Genomic DNA, 18,719 nt, shown 5'->3' on the forward strand with positions numbered 1-18,719 from the left:
GTCAGCCGATCAGCCGGTTCGCACAGGCGATGACGGCGCGCAGTGCCGACTGGGTGGGATCCGCCGCCCAGCCCATCGCCCATTCTCGGCGCCGTCCGTCGCTGCCCTGCACAAAGGTTGCGGTGTGCGACCCGGCTGCCAACTGGTGGAATCGGGTCATCTCGACGCCGATACCCCGGTCGTAGAGCATCGCGGTCAGCGCTGCGACCGGACCGCTGGCGTGCACGGTCGCACTCTCGATGCGGTCGTCCACAGCGATCGTCGCGCAGAATCGCCGGGGCTGCGGACCCGACCGGGCGGAACGGTCGTCGCACTCCCACGACCCCAGCCGAACGGGTCCGCCGCTCGGGCTGAACGTGTCGGTGAATGCGCTCCACGACATGGTTCGGGCGTGTTCGCGCAATTCCGCGGGCAGCGGAGCGCAGAAGCGCGGTGCAGGTTCAAAGACTGTGGTGCTGTGCGGACTCATGTGAATCGGTCTTCTCGTCCAGAGGAGGCTGACCGACGGCGTAGTTTTCGACCCACAGCGGGGGGTCGGTCTGGATCAGACCCCGCTGCGGGTGGCTACTACGGCGAGCACGCGGTGCATGGTCGCCAAGGTTAGACCTGCCCGGGCAGGCGACGCAAACGGGTTATCGTCCCCCTAAGCTTTCACCCCAGAGGAGTTGATATGTGCTATCCCGTCGAATGCCCGCGTTGCCACAAAACCACCTGGGCGGGTTGTGGCGAGCACGTCGACCAGGTGATGCGCGACGTGCCACCCGCCCAGCAGTGCACCTGCGGGCAGGGCAGCCAGCCCGGGCGCTAGACGAACGGGTTGTCGCCCGTTGCGACCTGTACGCCGAGGTCGATCAGCCGGCTAGCCGAATCATGCAGCCGCTCACCGGCTTCACGGTGTGCCTGGCCGGCCAGATACCGCGAGTATGTGCCCTCGATGACGATCGCCAACTTGAAGCACGCCGTCGCGATGTACCAGTTCAGGTGTCCGGTGCGCCTGCCACCCGCGTCGGCGTACGCGGCGACCAACTCGGTGCGCGACGGCAGCCCACCGAGTGCGGCCAACTCCCGGCCGGCATTGATCGGGTCGGGATAGTCGGGCCAGCACACCAGAATCCAGCCCAGATCCAGCAACGGATCACCGATGGTGCACATCTCCCAGTCCACGAACGCCGCGACCTCGGGGGCGTCGCGACGTAGCAGCACGTTGTTGAGATGGGCGTCGCCGTGCATGATGCCCGGCTCACCGTCGGGCGGTCGGCGTTCACCGAGCCAGTCCGCGAGCCGGCTGACCTCCAGCATCTCCGGCCGGTAGCTCTCGTGGCGGTAGCTGTCGAGCAGCCTGAGGAAGTTCGGAACCTGGCGCGCCAGAAACGAACCCGGACGGTGCAGCTGCTGCAACGGGCGACCCCGCCACGATGCTGCACTCAGCCGGGCCAGGTCCGCTGCGTAGTTCAGGCCCACCTGATGCCGCAGCCGCGGGTCGGCGACGTACGCGGGGGCCACCTCGGTCGCCGGGTTGAAGCCGTCGACATCCTCCATCAGATAGAAGACGACACCCAGCACGCCGAGGTCGTCACAGCCGGCCACGAATTCGGGATGGGGCACCGAGCTTCCGGCCAACGTCTCCAGCACCGCGATCTCGCGCTGCATGGTGCGGTTGCTGTTTGGGCGCGGGTACGGCGGCGGCCTGCGCAGAACCAGACGGCGGTCGTCGACGCGCAACCGCACCACCACATTCTGAGTTCCACCGGCCAGCGGTTCGACATCGCTGATCCGCGAACCGATTCCGTTCTCGCGCACCCACGCGGTCAGCGCACCGACGGCGGCCGAGTCAAGTGTTCCGGGAACCTCGGCGGCCCGGTCCTCGATGTTGCTCAATAGTCAGTGAACTCCTGAAAGTCGTTGCTGCTCATGCCAGCTCCGAAGCGTATTGCGATGGCGCAGACATCGTCGTTGCGGGGTGGAGGCGCAAGGGTCTGGGTCAGTTCCCGGCATGCCGACGGCAGAGACTCGTCTCCCCGCCAGTCGCCGACGATGTGTTCGACGCGCACCATTCCTGATTCGATGTCCTGGCCGCGACGTTCGATGAGCCCGTCGGTGTACATGACGAGGATGTCGCCCTCCCCCACCTCGACGTTGCCCTCGCTGTAGGTCGCCCGCTCGACCGGGCCAAGTACGGGGCCGTGCGCGCCGGGCAACCGGATGACCCTCCCGGTCGACGCCCGCCGCAGCAACAGCGGCGGATGCCCTGCCGAGGCGTAGCACAAGGTCGCCGACGACGAATCCAGCAGCGCCACAGCCATTGTCGCGAATTTCCCGTTGCTGGCGTGACGGGTGAACGCGTTGAGCGCCGACAGCAATTGCGCGGGCGCCAACCCTTGTAGCGCCAGCGCTCGCCCGGCGCTGCGCAGTTGAGCCATGTCCTCGACGGCGGGCAGGCCATGGCCCACCACATCGCCGACCGCCAGATAGGTTCGGCCGTGCGACAATTCCAGCGCGTCGTACCAGTCGCCGCCGAGCCCCTGCACCAGATCGGCCGGTTCGTAACTCACTCCGACGTCGACTCCGTCGATCGGAATCGGACTGGTCGGCAGAACAGCCGCCTGCAACACCGCCGCGCGGGCGTGTTCGTCGGCGTACATGCGTGCCCGCACCAGCGCCTGACCGATCATCGTCGCGACCGCCGAGGTGTAGGCGAGTTGCGCGGTGTCCAGCGGCTGGGTGTCGGCCCACGCCAACACCAGCGCTCCGATTGCCTTGCCGCCCACGGTCAACGGCCAGCTCACGACGGCCGCGCCGCCGCTTGCGACCATCCACTTGGCGTTGTCGGGGTATCGCCGGCGATATTCGGCGACGGTGCGGATCACCACCGGCTGACCGGTGCGGACCGCGTCGGTGGCTGCGGTGGACTCACTGACCGCGACACTTTCGTGGAGCTCGTTGACCACGAATTCGGGATAGCCACCCATCGCCACCCACTCGAGGATGGCGCCTTCATCGCTGACCAAGCCGACCGCGACTGCTTGCGCGCCTGCGTCATTGATCACCTGACCGATGACCGCGTCACCGATCTGTTTTTGGGTGAACGCCCCCGACAGCAACCGGCCGAGGTTGGCAAGCGTCTCAAGGCGGGCCCGTTCGCGCTGTTCGGCCTGGTGTTGCCTGACCGCCGTGACACGCCCCCCGGCTTCCTGCGCGGTCAGCATCGCGACCAGCACCACCACCGCGATGAACGCCTGGGCGATCGCCAACTGGCCCGGGCGGTGCAGATCGAGGTTCTCGAAGGTCGTGTATCCGGCGTTGGCCATGCCGTTGGCGGTGAACGCCAGCGCTCCGCCGCAGAGGGCCGCGCCGATCATGTCAAGCCGCAGTGCCGCCCATGCCATCACCGGTAGCAGGAACAGGGCGGGAGGAAGCGCGAGACGGAACGACACCACGGTCAGTGCGGCCATGCTGGTCAGGACCAGCATCGTCTCCAGCATCCGCGATCGCAAGATGTGGGATTGCACCGGCCACAACAAGATTGGTGCACCGATCATCAGGACACCGACCCCGTCGCCGGCCCACCAGTGCATGACGGCCATCGACCAATCGACCTGGTTGCGCAACGAGGTGATCAAGCCGCCGATCATGCCGCCCGCCAGCGGGCCCAGCACCATGGCTCCGGCCACGAACCGGGCGAGGTCCTCGCGCTTGCGCAGATCAGGCGGCCCCTTGCACCACACCAGCACCAGTGAGGCCCCGACCAGCGGCTCCACCGAGTTGGCCACCGCGAATCCCACCGCCGACTGCCAGCCCGCTCCGTAGCGAAGGTCGACGGCCAGCTCGGCCACCACGATCGCGGCGACTATCACCGGCCACATCGTCCGGCGGGTCAGCAGCATGGCCGCCACCGTCACCCCGGCCGGGGGGAAGAACGCGGGTCCGATACCGGCACCAAAGGTCTGCCACGACAACACCGACCCGGCCAGGTAGGGCAAGGCGACCCAGCCGAACAAGCCGGCGGCGAATCCGACCCGGTCGCGAGTACGCGAGACGCTCACGCGGCCCCACTTCGTGATCCGTGGATCAGCCGGGCCGCAGGCACGTCACGAGCGTAGTCACCCGTTGGCAAACACGAGGGATTCTTCAGCGAGCCCGCTCGCGTCGTCGCTGATCGAAGAACTCGACCGCTTCCCGGATCGACTCGTGCACGTCGCGCGGCTGCCAGCCCAGTTCGCGGGTTGCCTTGCCGTGGTCCATCGGTGCCATGATGCCCATCAGCCGCACGGTCGTCGGATTCAGCGGCAGATCACGTCCGCTCAGCGCGGCGGCGGCGCCGCCGAGGACCCCGATCGCCGCCATCACCGACTTCGGGATCCCCAACCGGGGCGCCGGCCGACCGGCGGTCCGGGCCGCCGTCTCGTAGAGCTCGCGGTAGGGCAGATAGCGCTCGGAGATGATGTAGCGCTCGCCCACCCGGCCGTGGTCGGCGGCCAGCAACAGCGCGCGGGCGGCGTCGGTGATGCCGACGACCTCCGTCGCCATCCCACCCATATAGAAAGGCAGCTTGCCGGCCGCGGCGGCAGCCACCAGCGACCCGTGCGGAGTGGGCTGCCAATCACCTGCGCCGTATGTGTTGGATACGCACAGCACCACCGCGGGCAGCGCCCTGTCGCGGCTGTAGTCCAGGACCAGCTGCTCGGCCGCGATCCGCGAGCCGATGTAGCCGCCGCCCTTGCCGCCCCAGTTGACCGGGGTGTCCTCGTCGACGACTCCGCCGTTGCCCAGTCCGATCGTCCCGATGGTGCTGGTGAAGACGAACTTGCGCAGATCGGCGTTCACGGCGGCATCGAGAACGTGACGAAGGCCTTCGACGTTGGTGCGGTACAGCGGTGCCGAGTCGCGTAGGTGTGCCCGTGTGTCGACGACGCAGTAGTAGACGACGTCGCAGCCGTCCATCGCCTCCTTCAGCACGGCGCCATCGAATATGTCGCCGCAGAAGCGCCGTACGGCCAGGTCGTCGATGCCGCGCGTGGAGCTGGACGGGCGGAGCATGACGCGGACGGTGTCGCCGCGCTCCACCAGCTGCCGCGTGACATGCGAGCCGAGGAAACCGCTCGCGCCCAGAACCAGTGAGTCGGTACCCGCCACGCCCCGCAGCATGCCCGAAACCGGTCTCGGAGGACAAGATTGCGGATCTGTTCACCGGGACATCGCGCATGATGCTCCCGGCGGGCACCCGCTGCGTCGACTACTTGATCAGCGGGTCACGCGGCATGCCGAGGATGCGCTCGGCGATCTGGTTGCGGGTGATCTCCGACGTGCCGCCTGCGATGGACAGTGCACGTGACCCCAACGCCGCCCGGCCCGCCAATTCGCCCTCGCCACCCTCGAGTGCCGCATCCGGCCCGACGAGGGCCGCCGCGATGGTGCCCTGCTCCTGGAACTGGTCGGCCAGAATGAGTTTGGTGATGTTGCCTTCCGGCCCGGGCCCGGCGCCCTCCAGCGCGCGAACCACCCGACGCAGATTCAGCAGACGCAGCGCCTGGTCCCGGGCCAGGAACCGCCCGACCCACTGAACTGCGCCGCCAACCCGGTCACCGTGAGCCTTCGTCAGCGACACCAGCCACGCCGCCGCGGGCGCGATCGTGCCTGCGCCGCCGCCGATGCTCACCCGCTCGTTGCCCAGCGTGGCGCGCGCGACGGTCCACCCGGCGTTCGGCTCGCCGACGACATCCTCGTCGGGGACGAACACGTCGTTGAAGAACACCTCGTTGAAGTCCGCGCCGCCGGTGATCTGGCGCAAGGGCCGAACCTCCACGCCCGGCGCCTCCATGTCCAGGATCACCGTCGTGATACCGGCGTGCTTGGGCACCTCGAAATCGGTGCGCACGGTGGCAAGGCCGCGCTTGCAGTAGTGCGCCCCGCTGGTCCATACCTTCTGGCCGGTGATCTTCCATCCACCGTCCACGCGAGTGGCCCGGGTCTTGACCGCCGCGGCGTCCGAGCCCGCCGACGGTTCGGAGAACAGCTGGCACCAGATCTCGTCTTTGCGGAGTGCCTTCTCGACGAATCGCTCGATCTGAGAAGAGGTTCCGTGCTGAACAAGGGTCAGGATCACCCAACCGGTGATGCCATAGTCCGGCCGCTTGACCCCGGCGGCCGCGAACTCCTCTTCGATCAGCAGCTGCTCGACGGCACCGGCAGCACGGCCCCACGGCTTGGGCCAGTGCGGCATGACATATCCGGTCGCAATCAGCTCGTCGAGTTGCGCCTTGTCGTCCAGCTTGGCGAGTTCGGCTGCATCCGAGCGGATTTGAGTGCGCAGCTCGTCGGCCTCGGGTGGCAGGTCCAGGCTGTTCGCGCGACCGTGGCCGGCTTCGGTCAGGGTGAACACGTCGGTGGCCGGCGCGTCCCCGCCGAGGATCGCCTGCACGGTCAGTGCCCGGCGCAGATGTAGATGCGCGTCGTGCTCCCAGGTGAAGCCGATACCGCCGTGTACCTGAATGTTCAACTCCGCGTTGCGAACATAGGCCGGGAACGCCAACGCTGCCGCCGCCGCGGCAACCAGTTCGAACTGCTTCAAGTCGTCGGTGAAAGCTCGGGCGGCATCCCAGACGACGGCGACCGCCGACTCAGAGCCGACGATCATGTCAGCGCAGTGATGCTTGATCGCCTGGAAGGTCGCGATGGTGCGGCCGAACTGCTCACGCACTTTGGCGTAATCGACAGCGGTGTCCACGCAGTCCGACGCTCCGCCCGCGGCCTCTGCCGCGAACAGGGTGCGCGCCAGGGCCAGCGCCGCGGTGCGCGCCCCGGCCAGCACGTTGCCGGCCACCGAGACGTCGCGCAGCGTCACCCGCCCGGAGCGCCGCGCCCGGTCGAGGCTGCCCGGCAGTTCGACCGAGACCCCGTCGGCACTTCGGTCCACCAGCACCACGTCGTCACCGGCGACGAGCACCAGCACGTCGGCGAGCCCGGCGCCGAGGACCACGCCCGCGTCGCCACCGGCGGTGTCACCGGAGACAGTGAGGTCGCCACCGAATCCGACTGCGGCAGTGACGGATCCGTCGACCAGACCAGGAAGGAGTCGCGCCTTCTGCTCGTCGCTGCCCATCGCCGACACGACCGCGGATGCGACGACGGTCGGCACGAACGGACCGGGCGCCACCGCGCGTCCGAGCTCGTCGATGACGACCACCAGTTCGGGCAACCCGAAACCCGAACCGCCGTACTGCTCGTCGACGTGCAGCCCGAGCCAGCCCAAGCCGGCCAGCTCTGCCCAGAACGGCGGTGCCGTCTCCTCGACGTCGTCGGCGAGCAGTGCGCGCGCCGCCGCCCTGGCCTTCTGCGTGCTCAGAAATGAGCGCGCCACCTCACTGAGTTCACGGTGGTCGTCGGTCAGTGCGATACCCATCGGATCCTCCTCGAGGCGGCGGTGCCCATTCCTCTAATGCCTTACCACAGCCGGTCGAGACCGCAGTACGGCGGCCGGATCACTTGGGGGCGAAGCGCTGCCCGGCGTCGAGACGGATGCACTGGCCGTTGAGCATCGGGTTGTCGACGATCGCGGCGACCAGCTTGGCGAATTCCTCGGGGCGGCCGAGCCGCTTCGGGAAGGCGGCGTCCTTGGTCAGCGCCTTGGCGAACTCGTCGGGAATGCCCTTGGTCAGGCCGGTGGCGAACAGGCTCGGTGCGATCGCGAGCGCGCGGATGCCGACCGGACCGAGGTCACGAGCCATGGTCAGGCACATGCCGGCGATACCCGCCTTGGCGGCGGTGTAGGCAACCTGGCCGATCTGGCCTTCGAACGCGGCGATCGAGGCGGTGTTGATGATGACCCCGCGCTCCTCGTCTTCGGGCTCGTTGTTGGCCATGTGCGCGGCCGCAAGGCGGCTGATGTTGAAGCTGGCGATCAGGTTCAGGTTGATAGTGCTCTGGAAGGTCTCCAGGGCGTGCGGGCCGTTCTTGCCGAACGTCTTCTCCGCGACACCGCCGCCCGCGGTGGTCAGCACGACGTGCAGGCCACCCAGCGCCTCGACCGCCTCGGCAAGCACCTTCTCGGTGCCCGAGAAGTCGGTGACGTCGACCGGCATGAAGGGGCCGCCCACACTGGACGCGACCTCGGGGCCGTCGGTGCCTTCGCGGTCGAGGATCGCCACCTTGGCGCCGCGCGAGGCCAGCAGCTCAGCGCTTGCCCGTCCGAAGCCCGATGCGCCGCCTACGACGACCACCTTCTTGCCCGAGATCTCCATCCGATACTCCTGTCCGTTGACGCGGCACGGTTCCCGTGCCGCTTACAGTTCGCAGTTCAATTCGCGGGGACACCTCGGTGGCGCCCAAGCCGGTACGCACGTTACCGCTCGTCATCGAACGGTAATGACCAAGGGTGCCTACCCAGCGGTAGGTTGGCTGGCATGGCCCGATCCACGATCGGTCTGCGGATGGGAGCGGGGGTGGCTGCGGCCGCCGTCGCCCTCGGTGTAGTCCAACTGACAGCTGCGTTCTTCTCGCCGGCCGCCGACGCGCGTACCGCCGTGGGCACCGCGGTCATCAACGCGACGCCGGGTCCGGTGAAGGAATGGGCGATCCTGACCTTCGGCACGGCCGACAAACTGTTCCTTTCGGTGGCGGTCATCGCCGTGATCGGGGTGCTGGCCGCCGTCGCCGCAATCTGGGAACGATCCCGCGTCCCGGTCGGCTCCGTGGCGTTCCTGCTCGCTGCCGCAGCCGGAAGCGCGGCAGTGCTGGCCCGGCCGGGTGCACGACTGGTCGACATCATCCCTACCCTGCTCGGCGCGGTCTGCGGGATCGCGGTCCTGCGGCTGCTCACCTCCGGCCGCATCGTCGACGGCCGCTCCGACGACGGCCGCGCCACCGACGCCTCCGACGACGCCGGGGTGGATACCGGGCGCCGGCTGTCGCTGGCGACGCTCGGGTTCGCCGGACTCGGGTTGCTCGGCGGCGTCGCGGGTGTGGTGGTCACCCGACGACTGCACTCGGTGTCCGGCGACCGGGACACCTTCGCACTGCCCTCGGCCGCACCACCGTCTCCGGTTCCCGCCGACGTCACACCGGCCGGCGTCCAACTGCCGAGCTTCATCACCGGCAACGGCGACTTCTACCGCATCGACACCGCTCTGAGCGTTCCGCAGCTCTCCCGTGCCGACTTTCGGCTACGCATCCACGGGATGGTCGACCGCGAAATCACCTACACCTTCGACGATTTGAAGAAGTTCGAGCCTATCGACAAGGTCGTGACGCTGACGTGCGTGTCCAACCCGGTCGGCGGCGACCTCATCTCGAACGCCACCTGGACCGGTTACCGGGTCAGGGACCTGTTGCGGGACAGCGGTATCCACCCCGATGCCGACATGGTGCTCTCGACGTCAGTGGACGGGTTCACCGCGGGCACCCCGGTGGAGGCGCTCACCGATGCCCGCGACTCGATCCTGGCGATCGGGATGAATGGCGTTCCCCTGCCGGTCGAGCACGGCTACCCCGCCCGGCTGGTGGTGCCCGGGCTGTACGGCTACGTGTCGGCCACCAAGTGGGTGGTGGACCTTGAGTTGACCCGCTTCGACCGGGTGCAGGCCTATTGGACCAAGCTCGGCTGGTCCGAGCGCGGCCCGATCAAGACCGAGTCGCGGATCGACGTGCCGCGTGACGGTCAGAAGGTGGCCACGGGTCCGGTGACCTTCGGCGGGGTGGCGTGGGCGCAGAACCGGGGGGTGAAGGCGGTCGAGGTCCGTATCGACGACGGTCCGTGGCAGCCTGCGCAGCTGGGTTCGGCCTACTCGAATGACACCTGGCGGCTGTGGAGCTTCCCGTGGACCGCCACCCGGAGCGGGTTCCACACGATCACGGTCCGCGCCACCGACAACACCGGTGCGGTACAGACTCAGGACCAGGCGCCACCGGCGCCCGACGGCGCGACGGGCTGGCACTCGGTGTCCTTCGAAGTCGCCTGACACCGTGGTTGTCCCGGGCTGGTTGTCGTAGTGCCGTGCCAAGCTGGAGCCATGTTGCTCGGCGATGTCGTGGCCGCCTCCGCCGACGTGTCGGCGACGTCATCGCGGCTGGCCAAGGTGGCGCGAATCGGCGAACTGTTGTCAGGCATCGCGGATCCGCGGACGGTCCAGGTCGTGGTGTCGTGGCTGTCCGGGGAGCTGCCACAGCGGCAGATCGGGGTGGGCTGGGCGGCGCTTCGGTCGCTGCCCGCACCAGCTGACGAATCCACGCTGACGGTGCACGCAGTCGATGCGACGTTCACCGAGATCGGTGCCGTCGCGGGCAAGGGCTCCCAAGCCCGACGGTCCGAGCTGCTCGGCGGACTGTTCGGCACGGCCACCGACGCCGAGCAGGTGTTCCTGCGCCGATTACTGGGCGGCGAGTTGCGCCAAGGCGCCCAGGCCGGGGTGATGGCTGACGCGGTGGCGAAGGCGGCAGGCCTGCCGGCCGCGGCCGTTCGCCGAGCGGCCATGCTCGGTGGCGATCTGCCCGCGGTGGCGGCCTCAGCGCTTGCCGGCGGGGCGGACGCCCTCGGCGACTTCACCCTCACAGTGGGCAGGCCGGTCGGTCCGATGCTGGCTCAGACCGCGACCGGTGTGACGGACGCGCTCGAACGCCTCAGCGGCGACGCGATTTTCGAGGCCAAGCTCGACGGCGCTCGCGTGCAGATTCACCGCTCGGGCGATGACGTGACCGTGTACACCCGCAGCCTCGACGACGTGACGGCCCGGTTGCCCGAGGTGGTGGACGCCGCGCTGGCACTGCCGGTGACGTCCCTGATCGCCGACGGCGAGGCGATCGCGCTGCGCCCCGACAACCGTCCGCACCGATTTCAGGTCACCGCATCCCGGTTCGGGAAAAGCACTGATGTGGCCGCAGCCCGGGCGGCACAACCACTTTCGGTGTTCTTCTTCGACATCCTGCACCTTGACGGCGTCGACCTCTTGGACGAACCGACGCATGCCCGGCTCGCCGCGCTGGACGCGATCGTGCCTGCCGATCAGCGTGTCGACCGGCTGGCGACCACGGATGCCGCTGCCGCACAGCAGTTCCTGGATGTGACACTGGCCGCCGGACACGAAGGCGTGATGGCCAAATCGCCCGCCTCCCCGTACGAGGCGGGCCGCCGCGGTGCCGGCTGGCTGAAGGTCAAGCCGGTGCACACCCTTGATCTGGTGGTGCTGGCGGTGGAATGGGGCTCGGGCCGGCGGACCGGCAAGCTGTCGAATATTCATCTGGGGGCCCGCGATCCGGATACCGGTGGGTTCGTGATGCTGGGCAAGACGTTCAAGGGCATGACCGACGCGATGCTGGAGTGGCAGACCGCACGGTTCAGCGAACTGGCGACCGGTCCGCTCGACAAGTATGTGGTGCCGGTGCGGCCCGAGCAGGTCGTCGAGATCGCGTTCGACGGCGTGCAGGGCTCCAGCCGGTATCCCGCGGGGATGGCGCTGCGCTTCGCGCGGGTGCTGCGGTATCGCGACGACAAGAGCCCGGCCGAGGCCGACACCATCGACACCGTGCGGGCGTTCTACGAGCGGGACTAGCTTGCCGGCACGGGCTGATCATCGATGCGTGTGCCGAACACGCCGAATCCGTGGATCATCTCCTCGGTGGGCGCCGGGGCCCATTCCCATGCGGCAATCTGCCGTAGGGATCGACGACTCAGGTTGGCGCGCAACAGTTCATAGCCGTCGGCCCGCAGCAGCGTCGCCGGATGTCCTGTGCCGCAAATCCACTGGGCGCCCCGGTCATCCTCAATGCGCAACGCCGGGCTGTCCCGCAGTTGCGTGCCGAGGTAACGCATCGTGACGTCTAGAAACGGCTGCCAGTGTTCGCGGTCGACGCGGGGAAGTCCCAGTGCCTCATGCAAGTCCGATTCGTGGCATACGGCGTCGATGGCCAGGTTGGGTCCATAGAGCTGGTCATCGGTCAGACTGGCGTCAGCGTCGGTACCGATGCGGTCCCATTCGTTCATCAAGTCACCCACCGGTGTGCACCGCCGTTCCCGGACGTGACGTGCCGTCCACTGATCGCTCGTCACTGCGTCCAAGCGTCCGCTGACGGCGTCGGCCGCGCATCCGACCAGGTGCGCCAGCAGCTCGTGCACGGTCCATCGCGGAGTGGCAGGTACGTGTGATTGAAGCTGCTCGTCAGTGAGCGTGGCGGCAAGGTCTCGTACCCGATCCCGGGCTGTGCGATAGATCGTCTCGAGCATGACTGTCCCGCTTTCAGTGAGCCGCGTTCTGCGAAAAAGCCAATGACCAGCCGTCGCCGGTACGCACCGCGACGCTGGTGTTGCGACGGGTCCGCCGGTGGATCGGTCCGGTGATCGCGGTGCGGGCTTGGATCAACGCCACATCGGGTGTGAGATAACGCAGTCGGGTGATGTGGGTGGGCGCCCGGCGGCGACGCGCCTGGCGGTCGACAAGCGCACGAATTTCCTGTTCGTCGGTTCCATTGAGCGACGAATGCGACGTGGCCGGCTGGGTGAAGAGTGTCGCTCGCGGATGGCGCAGGTTGGCGAGCAGGACTCGCGCGAGAAAGCGCCGGTCCCGCAGCCTTGCGGGCGGATCGATGAGGCCACGGACTCGTAAAATCTTTTCCGCCACAGCGATATCGGTGCTGGCAGCGCGCAGTACCGCACGCTGCAGCCACGCCTGCGTGCGGTGCACCGAGGCGAGCTGGGGCTGGTCGATGGTCCGGTTGACCGCCCACACCGGTCGGATGGATTCGGCCGCGGCTCGGTAGAAGCGCCGGGGCAGGTCGGCGGAGCCCGCACGCAGGCAGTCGCGTAACGAAAGGGCCTGCAGGGCAGCCATGGTCATGCCTTGTCCATGGAGCGGGTTGAGGCTGCACAGAGCGTCGCCGAGGACAACCAGGCCCGGCGGTAGATCCGGCAATTGCTCATAGCGTCGCCACACCGCGCGGGTGTTGCGTGAGATCGAGATCTCGCCGATACAGGTGGCGTCACGTAGTCCGGCCACCATCTCGGCGGGCAACATCCGCTCGACTGTTCGCATCATCTCGGCGTATGTGCTTGGTGGCGAGCCACATTCATCTGAGCAGGACACCGCCAGCATCCAGGTGTCGTGTTCGTACGCGACGAGCATCGCTCCCGGCGCCTGCCTGCCCTGATTGACAAAGACCAGCCGCTGCCGAATGCGTCCCGGCGGGATACGTAAGAGCTGACTGGAGTACCCCCCGGTCGACGGGACCCGGTCCTCAGGCACCGCACCAAATCCCTGGTTCGTCAGGAAGCGTGCCGAGCACGCCGCGCGCCCGGTGGCGTCGACCACCAGATCGCAGCGGAGGATTGTCGCGCTGCCGGTCGCGCGGTCGATGATCCGCACGCCGGTGACCGAACCGTCCGCGAGCACCGGCCCCACGATGTTCCGCTGTCCGATGACGGTGACATTCGCCAGCCCCGTCACGCGCCGGCGCAGATGAAACTCGAGGAACGGCCGACTGGCTTGGTAGGCCGCGACGGCTTGCGGATCTGCCAGGCGACCAACGGGATTGATCTCATGATTTCCGATCCGGACATAGACCCCCGACAGGTCATCACCGTCGTCGACGACGGCCCCGTCCGCTCCCATCTCCTCGAGCATCCCGGGAAACAGCTCTCCGATCGCCTGCGTGCCGCGGCTCAGGAGGTTGTGCAGGTGACGTCCCTGCGGCACTCCGGTCCGCTGCGTGGCGCCATCGGGCAATGTGTCACGTTCGACGACAGTGACGGACGCATAGAACTCCGAGAGAACCCGCGCCGCGAGCAGCCCCGCCATGCCGGCACCCAGAACAACCGCGTGCGAACCCAATTCGGCCATCTGGTCGTCTCCGTCCCGCTGCGCCGTGCGGTGGCATCCGCAGCCATGAGAGGTGACACTACACCAAGATTAAGAAAAATAAGGGAAACTTATGGAAATTCTAAGGAGGCGCTTTTCCGGACACTGCGCACCGCACTCGCCGCACCAGCGCTACACGCGAGCGAAATCGGTTTTGCCGCGCTCGAATTCGGCCAGCATGTCGGCGGTCAGGGTGGGCCTGACCTCGCCGATCGCAAACAGGTAGTCCTCGGTGGTGGCCGGCTGACCGAGGCCGTGGCGCATCTCGCGCTCGAAGGCGGCCTGCGAGCCCTTGCGCGCGGCGAACTCGATGTCGGCCGGGGTGAAGAACTCTGAGGCGCCGACCAGACCGTCGACGTCGACATGAACCAGCGCCTTGCCGAGGTAGCGCTGCCACACCGCCCGGCGGGCCGGCTGATCGGGCGGACCGACGGGGATGACGTAGTCGAAACGGCCGGGCCGCAGAAACGCCGAGTCCAGGGAGTGGACGGCGTTGGTGGCGCACACCAGAAGCCGGTTGTCCTTCTGCCGGAAAGCCGGGATCAGCTTCAGCAGTTCGTTGGTGACGCCCAACTCGGCGGTGCTCGCGCCGGAGCGTGCGGTCGCGATCTCCTCCACCTCGTCGATGAACAACACCAGTTCGTCGAGTTCAGCCAGTTCGGCGAACGCCTCCCGCAGCGAGGCCGCCAGCCCACCGTTGCCGGTGGCTGCCAGTCGCGACGGGAAGAGTTCCACGAACGGCCATCCGAGCCGCGACGAGATCGCCTTCGCGAAGCTCGTCTTCCCGGTTCCGGGCGGTCCGAACAGGATCACCGCTTTCGGCGGCTGCACCCCGTAACGCTCAGCGACGTCCGGGTGCGCCAGCGGGTCGACGATGCGACGCTCGATGATCTGCTTCTCCTGCTCCATGCCGGCCATCTCGTCAAACAGGCCGGGCGGCAGGAACTGACCGCCGAGTTCGTCGAGTAGATTCGCCTGGTCCAGGCCCAGATGCTCGACCATCTCGAAATAGACCAAACCCTCCCGGCGGGCGTAGCCGGAGTTCTCCATCGCCGCCGCGCCGGTGGCCCCGTCGGGCAACACCGCGCAGATGCGTCGCACCCCCTGCGCACGCAGCCGTCGCTCCAGGTCACTGAGCAGAGCGCTGCCGATGCCGCGGTAGCGCCACCGCGAGCCGAGCGCGACCAGCAGAATCCAGGCCCGTTCGCCCTGGGTTTGCGCCACGGCCATGGCGACCACCTCGTCGCCCACTTCGGCGACCACGGCAGGCTGCCCGGAACGCGCGGCGGCCATCACCTCGGCAACGGTGAACACCGGCTCACCCGACCCGGGCGCACGGCTCTGATCCCACACCTGGATCGCTTGGTCGATGTCGTCGTCGCGGTAGTCGCGCAAACGCCATGGCGGCATGGCCCACCTCCTCGGTTGCGATAGAGGGTGACGGCAGAAGCCGCGAGGGGCATCCCCCAAGCGGGTGGTTTCGGGATGGGACCGACTGGTCGCAGACCCGCCGAAATCCGCCCCAATCGGAGACCCGCCGAACCTGTGAATGAAAGGATCACCGCACGGCCCGACACTGCACATCTGGCGCAAGGGAGAAACACTGTGGCTGCACCGACCGGCGCGCCGTCGGAACACATGGAAGAGACCAGGGGCGACGTCACCTACATCCGCACCGACCCTGAGCTGCCGCCGGTGGCCATCGTCGACCGGTCACCGATCACGCTCCGGCACAAGCTGATCTTCGGTGCCGTCGCGGTCCTGGGCGCGATCGCATGGGCGATCATCGCGTTCTTCCGCGGCGAGACCGTCAACGCCGTGTGGTTCGTCATCGCCGCGATCTGCACCTACGTCATCGGATACCGGTTCTACGCCCGGCTCATCGAGATGAAGATCGTGCGCCCGCGCGACGAACACGCCACTCCCGCCGAGATCTTCGAGAACGGCACCGATTACATGCCCACCGACCGGCGGGTGCTGTTCGGTCACCACTTCGCGGCGATCGCAGGGGCGGGCCCGCTCGTCGGGCCCGTGCTGGCCATGCAGATGGGATATCTGCCCGGCACGATCTGGATCATCCTCGGCGCGGTCTTCGCCGGCTGCGTCCAGGACTATCTGGTGCTGGCGATCTCCACCCGCCGCCGCGGACGGTCACTTGGCCAGATGGCTCGCGACGAGCTCGGTGCCTTCGGCGGGGCGGCGGCAATCATCGCGGTGCTGGCCATCATGGTGATCCTGCTTGCGGTGCTCGCGCTGGTCGTGGTCGGCGCGCTCGCCGAGAGCCCATGGGGAGTGTTCTCCATCGCGATGACGATTCCGATCGCCATCTTCATGGGTCTCTACCTGCGTTTCCTGCGGCCGGGACGAGTCTCCGAAGTCTCCGTGATCGGCGTCGCCCTGCTGCTGCTCGCCGTCGCCAGCGGCGGATGGGTGGCCGGAACCGATTGGGGCGCAGACTGGTTCACCCTGTCCAAGGTCACCCTGTCGTGGTGCATCATCATCTACGGCCTTGCCGCCTCCGTGCTGCCGGTGTGGTTCCTGCTGGCGCCGCGCGATTACCTGTCGACGTTCATGAAGGTCGGCACCATCGCGCTGCTGGCGGTCGGCATTCTGCTGGCCCGGCCGATCATGGCAGCCCCGGCGGTGTCCAAGTTCGCCGAGAGCGGCTCCGGTCCGGTGTTCGCCGGTTCGCTGTTCCCGTTCCTCTTCATCACCATCGCCTGCGGCGCACTGTCGGGTTTCCACTCGCTGATCTCATCGGGCACCACACCCAAGCTTCTGGAGAAGGAAAGCCAGATGCGCTTGATCGGGTACGGCGGGATGCTCACCGAGTCATTCGTGGCGATCATGGCGTTGATCACCGCCGCCATCCTCAACCAGCACCTCTACTTCGCGATCAACGCGCCGTCCGCCCAGACCGGCACGACGGCCGAGACGGCAGCCAAGTACGTCAACGGTCTTGGCCTGTCCGGCGCCCCGATCACCCCGGCTGAGATCAACAACGCCGCCGCGAGTGTCGGTGAGCACTCGATCATTTCGCGCACAGGTGGGGCACCGACGCTGGCGTTCGGCATGTCCGAGGTGCTGCACCAGGTGTTCGGCGGACCGGGGCTGAGGGCGTTCTGGTACCACTTCGCGATCATGTTCGAGGCGCTCTTCATTCTGACCACCGTCGACGCAGGCACCCGTGTCGCCCGGTTCATGCTCTCCGACGGACTGGCCAACCTCGGCGGCCCGTTCACCCGGCTGCGCAATCCGAGCTGGCGGGTGGGGGCATGGCTCTGCAGTGTCCTGGTGGTCGCGGGCTGGGGTTCAATCCTGTTGATGGGGGTCACCGACCCGCTCGGCGGGATCAACACGCTGTTCCCACTGTTCGGCATCGCCAACCAGCTGCTTGCCGCGATCGCGCTGACCGTCGTTACCGTCGTGGTGATCAAGAGGGGCCTGCTGAAATGGGCGTGGATTCCGGCGATCCCGCTGCTGTGGGATTTGACGGTCACACTCACTGCGTCGTGGCAGAAGATCTTCTCCGGCGATCCCAAGGTGGGTTACTGGACTCAGCACTTCCAGTACCGCGCCGCCGCGGAGGCGGGCAAGACAGCGTTCGGATCGGCCAAGAACGCCGACCAGCTGCACGCCGTCATCCGCAACACCTTCATCCAAGGCACGCTGTCGATCGTGTTCGCCGCAGCGGTGGTCATCGTGTTCACCGCCGGCGTGATCGTGGCGTTGCGGGCCGTCCGGGGCGGCGCCCCCCCGCTGAGCGACGACACCGCGGTGCCGTCGAAAATCTTCGGGCCGTCCGGCCTGATCTCCACCTCGGCGGAGAAGGAGGTGCAGAAGGAATGGGACGCGCTACCCGCGCAGCACGCCAAATCCGTTGGTACGTCGGCGCATTGATGGGCGATAGTCACTACCGCCGCTACGTCGAGCATCACGCCCGCACCCACCCGGGTGAGCCGGTTCTGAGCGAGGCGCAGTACTGGCGCAAGCGGCACAGCGACGCTGACGCCAACCCGAGCGCCCGCTGCTGCTAACAGCCGTCGACGACGAGATCGCAACGCGGCCTTGCGGTCGCGATCAGCCGGGCGTTCGGTTCGTCCACGGCGTCCACCCAGTCCGCCGCGGCCTCCGGGGCGCGACCGCCCTCGACGTGCCGCCGGACCAACCGCACCCGCCGCTGCCGCGCCGGGCAGTCCACGTAGTACAGCCGGTTCAGCAGCGGCCGCACCTGCGCCCATGCCCCGTCGGGCAAACCCAGATAGTTGCCTTCGGTGAACACCAGCCGACTGGTCGCGGGCACCACATGACCCGCGGCCACCGGTTCGTCGAGGCGACGCTCGAAGGCAGGCACATAGACATCTTCACGGCCGTACTCCTCGACGATGCGACGCAGGACGGCAAGATAACCGGCGGCGTCGAACGTGTCGGGCGCGCCTTTGCGGTCACGTCGACCCAACTCCTCGAGCACGGCATTGGACAGATGAAAGCCGTCCATCGGGACGTAGGACGCGCCGTCGAAACGGCCCAAGAGCGCTTGCGCCACCGTCGACTTCCCGGCGCCCGGCGGCCCGGTGATGCCCACCAGAACCCGGCCCGGCGCCGTGTCGAGCGGCCCGGCGACGTCGGCGGTGAGTATTTCAATGGCGGACACGATGGACTGAAACCTACCGTGAACAGACGAAAGGCCCGGTCCCTTGTCCAGGGACCGAGCCTCTCAGTGTCACGTGTGGGGGGACGCCCGGCGGCGTCCTCCCGACCTGTTCCCCGGGGTGGGGCACCTCAAACCCGAGAGCGCAGAATGAGTGACACCCAGCGCAAGCCCGCCACCGACGACGGGCTACCGTTACTTCTGAGAACGGCCGTGTGCAGATGGAGGAA

At 67.7% G+C, this 18,719-nt stretch carries 14 protein-coding genes; 4 read left to right on the top strand and 10 right to left on the bottom strand.

Annotation, left to right across the window (positions count from 1 at the left end; all coding sequences use genetic code 11):
* Window position 1 precedes the first annotated feature (1 nt).
* The 6 genes from Y900_RS04370 to Y900_RS04395 form a co-directional block, all read right to left on the bottom strand.
* On the bottom strand, window positions 2–469 hold the full coding sequence (locus Y900_RS04370) for a homocitrate synthase (protein ID WP_036339457.1): 468 nt from the start codon (window positions 467–469) through the stop codon (window positions 2–4).
* Window positions 470–804: 335 nt separating this feature from the next.
* The gene (locus tag Y900_RS04375; protein WP_036345792.1) at window positions 805–1,869 is read right to left on the bottom strand and encodes a phosphotransferase family protein; all 1,065 of its coding nucleotides are present in this window, start codon (window positions 1,867–1,869) and stop codon (window positions 805–807) included.
* A gap of 5 nt (window positions 1,870–1,874) precedes the next feature.
* On the bottom strand, window positions 1,875–4,043 hold the full coding sequence (locus Y900_RS04380) for a SpoIIE family protein phosphatase (protein WP_051659879.1): 2,169 nt from the start codon (window positions 4,041–4,043) through the stop codon (window positions 1,875–1,877).
* A gap of 85 nt (window positions 4,044–4,128) precedes the next feature.
* Window positions 4,129–5,145, bottom strand: a complete 1,017-nt coding sequence (locus Y900_RS04385) for an NAD-dependent epimerase/dehydratase family protein (protein WP_036339460.1) — start codon at window positions 5,143–5,145, stop codon at window positions 4,129–4,131.
* A gap of 88 nt (window positions 5,146–5,233) precedes the next feature.
* The gene (locus Y900_RS04390; protein WP_036339462.1) at window positions 5,234–7,399 is read right to left on the bottom strand and encodes an acyl-CoA dehydrogenase family protein; all 2,166 of its coding nucleotides are present in this window, start codon (window positions 7,397–7,399) and stop codon (window positions 5,234–5,236) included.
* Window positions 7,400–7,478: 79 nt separating this feature from the next.
* On the bottom strand, window positions 7,479–8,237 hold the full coding sequence (locus tag Y900_RS04395) for an SDR family NAD(P)-dependent oxidoreductase (protein ID WP_036339464.1): 759 nt from the start codon (window positions 8,235–8,237) through the stop codon (window positions 7,479–7,481).
* Window positions 8,238–8,399: 162 nt separating this feature from the next.
* On the opposite strand from Y900_RS04395, the gene Y900_RS04400 reads away from it, so the two are divergent.
* Both Y900_RS04400 and Y900_RS04405 read left to right on the top strand, forming a co-directional pair.
* Window positions 8,400–9,953 carry a molybdopterin-dependent oxidoreductase gene (locus Y900_RS04400; RefSeq protein WP_109751018.1) on the top strand — a complete coding sequence of 518 codons (1,554 nt, stop codon included), beginning with the start codon at window positions 8,400–8,402 and terminating at the stop codon, window positions 9,951–9,953.
* Between the two features lie 51 nt (window positions 9,954–10,004).
* Window positions 10,005–11,540: an ATP-dependent DNA ligase gene (locus tag Y900_RS04405; protein ID WP_036339468.1), complete on the top strand. Its 1,536-nt coding sequence runs from the start codon at window positions 10,005–10,007 to the stop codon at window positions 11,538–11,540.
* Here the strand turns inward: Y900_RS04405 and Y900_RS04410 are convergent.
* The 3 genes from Y900_RS04410 to Y900_RS04420 form a co-directional block, all read right to left on the bottom strand.
* The gene (locus Y900_RS04410; protein ID WP_036339472.1) at window positions 11,537–12,211 is read right to left on the bottom strand and encodes a maleylpyruvate isomerase N-terminal domain-containing protein; all 675 of its coding nucleotides are present in this window, start codon (window positions 12,209–12,211) and stop codon (window positions 11,537–11,539) included. The genes Y900_RS04405 and Y900_RS04410 overlap by 4 nt on opposite strands.
* Before the next feature lie 13 nt (window positions 12,212–12,224).
* On the bottom strand, window positions 12,225–13,820 hold the full coding sequence (locus tag Y900_RS04415; protein WP_051659880.1) for an NAD(P)/FAD-dependent oxidoreductase: 1,596 nt from the start codon (window positions 13,818–13,820) through the stop codon (window positions 12,225–12,227).
* Between the two features lie 150 nt (window positions 13,821–13,970).
* Entirely contained in the window at window positions 13,971–15,248 is a 1,278-nt protein-coding gene (locus Y900_RS04420; protein WP_036339475.1) for an ATP-binding protein, read from the bottom strand.
* Between the two features lie 195 nt (window positions 15,249–15,443).
* Here Y900_RS04420 and Y900_RS04425 point away from each other — a divergent pair, with 195 nt between their 5' ends.
* Together Y900_RS04425 and Y900_RS30765 are read left to right on the top strand one after the other, a co-directional pair.
* Window positions 15,444–17,738, top strand: coding sequence for a carbon starvation CstA family protein (locus tag Y900_RS04425; RefSeq protein ID WP_036339478.1), 2,295 nt, complete (start codon window positions 15,444–15,446; stop codon window positions 17,736–17,738).
* Window positions 17,738–17,875: a CstA-like transporter-associated (seleno)protein gene (locus Y900_RS30765; protein WP_420329737.1), complete on the top strand. Its 138-nt coding sequence runs from the start codon at window positions 17,738–17,740 to the stop codon at window positions 17,873–17,875. The genes Y900_RS04425 and Y900_RS30765 overlap by 1 nt, the downstream gene beginning before the upstream one ends.
* Here Y900_RS30765 and Y900_RS04430 read toward each other — a convergent pair.
* Window positions 17,872–18,492, bottom strand: a complete 621-nt coding sequence (locus tag Y900_RS04430; protein WP_237752495.1) for a nucleoside/nucleotide kinase family protein — start codon at window positions 18,490–18,492, stop codon at window positions 17,872–17,874. The genes Y900_RS30765 and Y900_RS04430 overlap by 4 nt on opposite strands.
* Window positions 18,493–18,719: the final 227 nt, after the last annotated feature.

The sequence above is a fragment of the Mycolicibacterium aromaticivorans JS19b1 = JCM 16368 genome (assembly GCF_000559085.1).
Taxonomy (GTDB): Bacteria; Actinomycetota; Actinomycetes; order Mycobacteriales; family Mycobacteriaceae; genus Mycobacterium; species Mycobacterium aromaticivorans.

Excerpts from the sequence above, each read along its gene's own strand:
- Y900_RS04370 (WP_036339457.1), bottom strand. The coding sequence starts at position 469 with ATGAGTCCGCACAGCACCACAGTCTTTGAACCTGCACCGCGCTTCTGC.
- Y900_RS04415 (WP_051659880.1), bottom strand. The coding sequence starts at position 13,820 with ATGGCCGAATTGGGTTCGCACGCGGTTGTTCTGGGTGCCGGCATGGCG.
- Y900_RS04385 (WP_036339460.1), bottom strand. The coding sequence starts at position 5,145 with ATGCTGCGGGGCGTGGCGGGTACCGACTCACTGGTTCTGGGCGCGAGC.
- Y900_RS30765 (WP_420329737.1), top strand. The coding sequence starts at position 17,738 with ATGGGCGATAGTCACTACCGCCGCTACGTCGAGCATCACGCCCGCACC.
- Y900_RS04405 (WP_036339468.1), top strand. The coding sequence starts at position 10,005 with ATGTTGCTCGGCGATGTCGTGGCCGCCTCCGCCGACGTGTCGGCGACG.
- Y900_RS04400 (WP_109751018.1), top strand. The coding sequence starts at position 8,400 with ATGGCCCGATCCACGATCGGTCTGCGGATGGGAGCGGGGGTGGCTGCG.
- Y900_RS04420 (WP_036339475.1), bottom strand. The coding sequence starts at position 15,248 with ATGCCGCCATGGCGTTTGCGCGACTACCGCGACGACGACATCGACCAA.
- Y900_RS04410 (WP_036339472.1), bottom strand. The coding sequence starts at position 12,211 with ATGCTCGAGACGATCTATCGCACAGCCCGGGATCGGGTACGAGACCTT.
- Y900_RS04395 (WP_036339464.1), bottom strand. The coding sequence starts at position 8,237 with ATGGAGATCTCGGGCAAGAAGGTGGTCGTCGTAGGCGGCGCATCGGGC.
- Y900_RS04390 (WP_036339462.1), bottom strand. The coding sequence starts at position 7,399 with ATGGGTATCGCACTGACCGACGACCACCGTGAACTCAGTGAGGTGGCG.